The sequence below is a fragment of the Bacillus sp. 123MFChir2 genome (assembly GCF_000383235.1).
Lineage (GTDB): Bacteria > Bacillota > Bacilli > Bacillales > Bacillaceae_G > Bacillus_A.
The window spans coordinates 21,985-27,984 of the sequence record NZ_KB910973.1 but is presented as its reverse complement, the minus strand read 5'-3'; the positions used below and the strand labels follow the sequence as shown (position 1 = coordinate 27,984).

General features: G+C 40.5%; 5 protein-coding genes and 10 tRNA genes. 14 read left to right on the top strand and 1 reads right to left on the bottom strand.

Features of this window, described 5'->3' with window-relative positions:
• The first annotated feature begins 16 nt into the window (after nt 1–16).
• The 14 genes from H280_RS0119495 to H280_RS0119430 all read left to right on the top strand — a co-directional run bounded on the left by H280_RS0119495 (nt 17) and on the right by H280_RS0119430 (nt 5,428).
• Nucleotides 17–92, top strand: a tRNA-Asp gene (locus H280_RS0119495).
• A 10-nt stretch (nt 93–102) separates the two neighbouring features.
• A tRNA-Phe gene (locus H280_RS0119490) sits at nt 103–178 on the top strand.
• A gap of 16 nt (nt 179–194) precedes the next feature.
• Nucleotides 195–270: transfer RNA gene (locus H280_RS0119485), tRNA-Thr, on the top strand.
• Nucleotides 271–280: 10 nt separating this feature from the next.
• Nucleotides 281–364 (top strand) — tRNA-Tyr (locus H280_RS0119480).
• A gap of 14 nt (nt 365–378) precedes the next feature.
• Nucleotides 379–452: transfer RNA gene (locus tag H280_RS0119475), tRNA-Trp, on the top strand.
• A 10-nt stretch (nt 453–462) separates the two neighbouring features.
• A tRNA-His gene (locus H280_RS0119470) sits at nt 463–538 on the top strand.
• Between the two features lie 114 nt (nt 539–652).
• Nucleotides 653–727 (top strand) — tRNA-Gln (locus H280_RS0119465).
• A gap of 5 nt (nt 728–732) precedes the next feature.
• Nucleotides 733–807 (top strand) — tRNA-Gly (locus H280_RS0119460).
• Nucleotides 808–817: 10 nt separating this feature from the next.
• Nucleotides 818–891, top strand: a tRNA-Cys gene (locus tag H280_RS0119455).
• 6 nt (nt 892–897) lie between these two features.
• A tRNA-Leu gene (locus H280_RS0119450) sits at nt 898–979 on the top strand.
• 195 nt (nt 980–1,174) lie between these two features.
• Entirely contained in the window at nt 1,175–2,167 is a 993-nt protein-coding gene (locus H280_RS0119445) for a tyrosine-type recombinase/integrase (RefSeq protein WP_020062802.1), read from the top strand.
• 661 nt (nt 2,168–2,828) lie between these two features.
• Nucleotides 2,829–3,389 (top strand): hypothetical protein, encoded by a 561-nt coding sequence (locus H280_RS0119440; protein WP_020062801.1) that lies wholly within the window; start codon nt 2,829–2,831, stop codon nt 3,387–3,389.
• 729 nt (nt 3,390–4,118) lie between these two features.
• Entirely contained in the window at nt 4,119–4,328 is a 210-nt protein-coding gene (locus H280_RS0119435; protein WP_020062800.1) for a hypothetical protein, read from the top strand.
• A 113-nt stretch (nt 4,329–4,441) separates the two neighbouring features.
• The gene (locus tag H280_RS0119430; protein WP_020062799.1) at nt 4,442–5,428 is read left to right on the top strand and encodes a hypothetical protein; all 987 of its coding nucleotides are present in this window, start codon (nt 4,442–4,444) and stop codon (nt 5,426–5,428) included.
• 355 nt (nt 5,429–5,783) lie between these two features.
• Here the strand turns inward: H280_RS0119430 and H280_RS0119425 are convergent, their stop codons facing one another.
• Nucleotides 5,784–5,975, bottom strand: a complete 192-nt coding sequence (locus tag H280_RS0119425; RefSeq protein WP_020062798.1) for a hypothetical protein — start codon at nt 5,973–5,975, stop codon at nt 5,784–5,786.
• Nucleotides 5,976–6,000 lie beyond the last annotated feature (25 nt).

Here is a 6,000-nt window from a genome sequence, read left to right as displayed (position 1 = left end):
TGTCCCCGCAACCAATGGTCCCGTGGTGTAGTGGTTAACATGCCTGCCTGTCACGCAGGAGATCGCCGGTTCGACCCCGGTCGGGACCGCCATTTTTATTAAGGCTCGGTAGCTCAGTCGGTAGAGCAGAGGACTGAAAATCCTCGTGTCGGCGGTTCGATTCCGTCCCGAGCCACCATTTTCAAATAAATAACGCCGGCTTAGCTCAATTGGTAGAGCAACTGACTTGTAATCAGTAGGTTGGGGGTTCAAGTCCTCTAGCCGGCACCATGTAAGTTTCGGAGGGGTAGCGAAGTGGCTAAACGCGGCGGACTGTAAATCCGCTCCTTCGGGTTCGGCAGTTCGAATCTGCCCCCCTCCACCATTTACATTTTATATAGGGGCATAGTTTAAAGGTAGAACAGAGGTCTCCAAAACCTCCAGTGTGGGTTCAATTCCTACTGCCCCTGCCAACACAGCATGGCGGCTGTGGCGAAGTGGTTAACGCATCGGATTGTGGCTCCGACACTCGTGGGTTCGATTCCCATCAGTCGCCCCATTTTTAAATATCACTTTACAAATTAAATGGATTGTGATAATATACTTAATGTCCTGATTGGATATTTTAAGTAATAAAATACGTAATATAACATATAATGTATTAAACATTCGGTGGGCTATAGCCAAGCGGTAAGGCAACGGACTTTGACTCCGTCATGCGCTGGTTCGAATCCAGCTAGCCCAGCCATTTTTGCGGAAGTAGTTCAGTGGTAGAATACAACCTTGCCAAGGTTGGGGTCGCGGGTTCGAATCCCGTCTTCCGCTCCAAATTTAATATGGCGGCATAGCCAAGTGGTAAGGCAGAGGTCTGCAAAACCTTTACCACCGGTTCAAATCCGGTTGCCGCCTCCATATTTTGCCGATGTGGCGGAATTGGCAGACGCGCACGACTCAAAATCGTGTTCCGTAAGGAGTGTCGGTTCGACCCCGACCATCGGTACTGTTTAGACGAGGATAACTCGTTTTTTTTATGTTTGTAAGCGTACAATAAGCGTGAATACCTCGATAATATCAAGCGTTTCCTACTGTGGTGGGAGGCGCTTTTTTTATGTCCTTTAGCTTCTATATACGGCACTACTAAATCCCTTCTAATCGTGTGCATCAATAATACGCAATGTTAGGAGGATAGATAGTCATGAGTAGACGTAAAAACGTATTAGACGATAATGAATTAGCTATTATACGTCGTACAACAAAATCGTATGTAGAGACGTTCGAGGAAGCAATAAGCCTCTTTTTAAAAGACTGCGAAATACGCAATCTTAGACCTCATACTATGAAGTTTTATCGAAGTGAATTAAATACATTCCTCAATTACTTAAGAGAGCAAGATATAGACCCAAACGTTTTAAAGCCGAACCACGTAACTGAAGAGCATATTAAAGAAAATGTGATTTTGTACTTGCGCAATTATAAGGGCGCTCGTGTTGTCACTATTAATACAAGGCTTAGGGCACTAAGGGCATTTTTTAACTTCTTATATAAAAATAAGCATATACAGAAAAATCCGTTTGATAATGTACAGTTGTTAAAAGACCGCAAGCATATCATTGCGACTTTTACTAAAGATCAGTTAGACAAGCTATTCAGACAACCCGATTTAAAGACGTTTACAGGCGTTCGGGATTACACAATTATGATGTTATTACTCGAAACGGGTATAAGAGCTAATGAGCTGGTAGGTCTATCGTTAGCAGATATCCGTTGGGAAGACAGCTTGCTATGTGTACGTAATGCGAAGAGCTATCGAGAGAGGTTAGTACCAATTCAAACGCAAATGAAGCAGCAGTTAAAGAAGTATATTGCCATACGTGGTTATGTAGAAGTAGACGCCTTATTTGTGACAGTAGATAATACACCACTATCTAAGCGTGGACTTCAAAATAGAATTGAGAAGTACGGTGTGCTTGCGGGTATTAAAGGAGTACGATGTAGCTGTCATACGTTTAGACATACTTTTGCGAAGCTATCTGTACAACAAGGAGCTAATATATTCGAACTACAGGCGATTCTAGGACATACAAGTATGGAGATTGTGAAGACGTACGTTAATCTATTCGGAAACGACGTAAGAGAAGCGCATAAGAAGTTTTCACCTTTAAAAATATTAGAGAAGCGTCACATTTAAAGAAAAAAGTCCCCAGCGCCAACTGGAGACTCAAAAATTCAATGAGATAAAACCAAATAACAGACGATACCGTCATTCAGTACCTTCATTTTATCGAAAAAATTTGAAGAATGCAAGGCTTCTTAAGTGCTGTCTTTTTTAGGTACTGCTGCGGTAGACTCACGACGTGGACGCCGTACCAAGTCGCTAAACTAAAAACGTAAAAGGGGAGCTGAACCACCGCAAACATCAGCGCTACACATTCAACGCATATCCCTTCCGTGCGTGTGTAGGCTAGGTGGTCGCTACCATGCGAAAGCAAAAATGCGAGGAGTGGACGAGCTTTGTTACTACGGTAACAGGGTCTTCGGTAAGATATGTATCGTGGGAAGCTCTGCGATATAGAAAGACCGAGGGGCGAGAAATCGCCGAAGTTGGAAGGGGCATACTTAGAAACCTCAGCAATCGACCGATGCTAGTATCGTGCTTTACCTCTTATTCGCATTGATAGTTTTATCTTTGTGAGTAGGGGTAAACTGCGCCGTTATTTCCTAGACACTCTCCCTCTGCTAGCAAAAGGCGTTAACACAAGTCAAGTATAAAAATTGAAAATGTTAGCCATTGGCGAAGAGTTGCGAAGCGGCGTAGATAAACACAATACGCAGCAAGGGGAAGCAACGCAATGGTAATCGACAGACTAAACGCAGCAGCTATCGAAGCAAAGAGGAATGAAACGGCATTGTGGGAAATTAAAGCTCACTACATGCCTCTAATAGAACGACTAGCATTCGAAAATTGGTTTAAGATGAATAATGAAACGCATTTTATAGACGATTGTTATCGTAAGATTGAATACTCAATCAGAACGTTTGATATACATAAAGGAAATTTCGATAGGAGAGTGAGGGTGCTTATTAACCAAAGTGTAAAGCAGTATTGTGGGAATAGAGGAAAGAAACGCAAAGTGTTACAGCTAATAGGCGAAGACCTAGACGCATTACAAATAATCGATAATACAGTAAATGTAGAAGGAGCAGCGATATACGCAGTAATAAAAGAGGAGCTATACGCAAAATACTGCGATAGGGAAGTGGATAAAATAATTATGCGTATTGTTTTAGATGAAGATCACGTAGAAAATAAGAGCGAAATTGCAAGACGATTAGCTAAAAGGACAGGACGTACATTTCATAGTGCAAGAGGGGCTGTTCGCTCGTTTATAAAACGTAAGAGGTTAGCATGATACAAAATGTATCATGTAAATCAGACCTACAAGTTAAGCTGAAATTAATCAGAATTTAATCTGAAAAAGGTCAGAAAAAAGTTTCCTAAAAGTAAACTTTTCTTGTAACTCGATTCTGTGTTAAGTTATAATGTTTCTATAAGAAACGTTTTTGATACAAAATTTATCACGTATGACCCTGGCGGTGGTGGGGATTGGAAAACGCATCTATGGATAAAAGTTAACTTAAAGTGAACCTTTTTAATCTTTATGTTGCCTTAGGAACAACTCTACGCTAAAATTTGTCATTTTGACAAATTCGTATGCCTACTAAGTAAACTATAGGTTTACAAGTAATATTCTGCATCAAATGTGGAATACTATATAAATAAAAAAGCCTCTCAGTGTTGGTAGCACTGAAAGACTTTAAATAAAATACTATTTTTTGTCTTTACTCATGTTAATTACGTTTATGACAACCATGAGTAAGGAACAAACCGCAGTAACGGTGATTGCGTCCATGTATGTATTCACCACCCTTGCGAAAAGCCTGTCGTACGCTAATACGATGGGCTTTTTTCATATACTCGTATTATACCCTATCTTGGTTATAGATTCCAAAAGTTATTTTCTATACCAAAAACCCTATAGCGTGTTTTGTTGTGAAGCTATGTATAAGTATGATTTAGCTAGAGTTAACGACGTAGTTTAGGGTAGGTTGGCGAAGAAGTAAAGGAGAGGAATGCGCATATGTTTAAGATAAAAATAACAATAAAGAAGGGAAAGAAACATTCAGCTATACTTTTGTTAATAGCGTTCATAGCGCTAATAGTTACGGATATTATCGGAAACTTGTATCTTAGTGCAGCCGCAGTAATATTTGGAATGGCTGTAGTCGCAGCAGCTATTACGGAGACAATCGGTGACTGGCGAAAGAAAAAGGAAAAGGGGACGCATTAAGGTTCGATTCAATAAAGATGTCGGAGGAAGTCTGTTATACATAAATGAGTACATTCAAAATAATCATGGGTGAGAGGTTAACGCACTGGACATAGTGAAGGGGATATCAAATAATGGATACATATAAATCAATTAAAAAAGTAATGTTAGTAGGAATCACGGCAACAGCGCTATTAAGTGGGTGCGGTGGTTCTAACGAAGGTAAATCTAACGAAGTCAATGCTGAAAAGTCACCGAAAGAAATCGCGCAGGAAAGGTACGAAGCCGAAAAGAAGTCGAAGGAAGTTGAAAAAGAACTGAACGCATTACGCGAATCTGAGAACAGTGAATTCCTTATCGACCTTGACATCAAAATTGACGGTAAGAAGCCGCAGAAACTAACGTTTGATGTCGATAACGGCGGAAATTTATCGATAGATTCATTTAAATCGTTAAAAGTCGGTATGAGTGCGGAAAAGGTAGCGAAAACACTAAATAAAAACGTTGCATTTGCGTCATTCATGCGCATCAAACAGTACGGCAAGAAGTGGGAAGGTACAATGTACACATATAAGTACGAATCTAACGGAATAGAAACGCGTATTGAAGTGTATTTCACTCACGAAAACGACGAATTGAAGTTATATGGCGCGCATCGTACGGAAATAAACCGCGCTAATGAGTGGAAACAAACGACGCTAGATAATAAACGCGGATTTATCGGACAAGGAGCGGATACGGCAAAGGATACACCTACGAATAATAGCGAAGCTACTCACAAGCCCGCACCTAGTAAGGCGGATACACCTGCGAAGAGTACAAAGTCTGCTATTCCTAACGATTACTGCGGACATGGACACGACGAAACGAAGCAAGAAGCGCACGGCTGCGATAAGATTATTGATGAAGAAGCGCACCAAAAACATCTGCAACAACAGGAAAGAGAATATGAAGAACAACAACGTGAGGAAGCGAAGAAATACCAATCTGAAATGACCGAAGAAGATAAGGCGAGAATCCTACGCCAAGAAAAACGCTGGAATACGCCTAGCGGTGGTATTGGCGGCACATGGCAAGATGAAATGAAGGAAATGGAAGAGCAGGAAGGTGCGCAACAATGAAATTAGTGCGGACATGGACAAGATGAAACGAATAGGATACGAAGGTGGGACGGTGTAACAAGTGTCTTTTTTCTTTATATAATATCCATTGTTTTAGCGCCCGTATTCGCCTTCTCTTCGATATTTAACAGCTGTGTGCGTACCTCTTTCGCTACTTCGCTATCACGTAATAGCATGAGTAATGGATAAATGGCGTTTATTAATACGAACTACTCGATGAATGAACGTAAGTTACTAGTTTATAGCGGTATATAGTGACGTGGAGCGATGTGTAGATGAGAATATAGATTAAGGTCTATACTAGATAATCCCAGTTAAATCCGAAATTAAAAAGCACTCTAATGAGTGCCTTACTTTATTTTTTAAATTCAACTGTCATGAAGATTGAATATGGATAGCTTGTTCCATATTTCTTATTTATAGCATCTACTATTAATGCAGTAGATTGTTCAATAGGCATTGCAGATTGAGTAATGTCTTCATATGGAAGTTCAATACTGTAAGGTGTTTTGTTTCTTCCAAGACCAACTTCGCCATAAACTATCATTTAATCACGCCTCCTTTACCATATA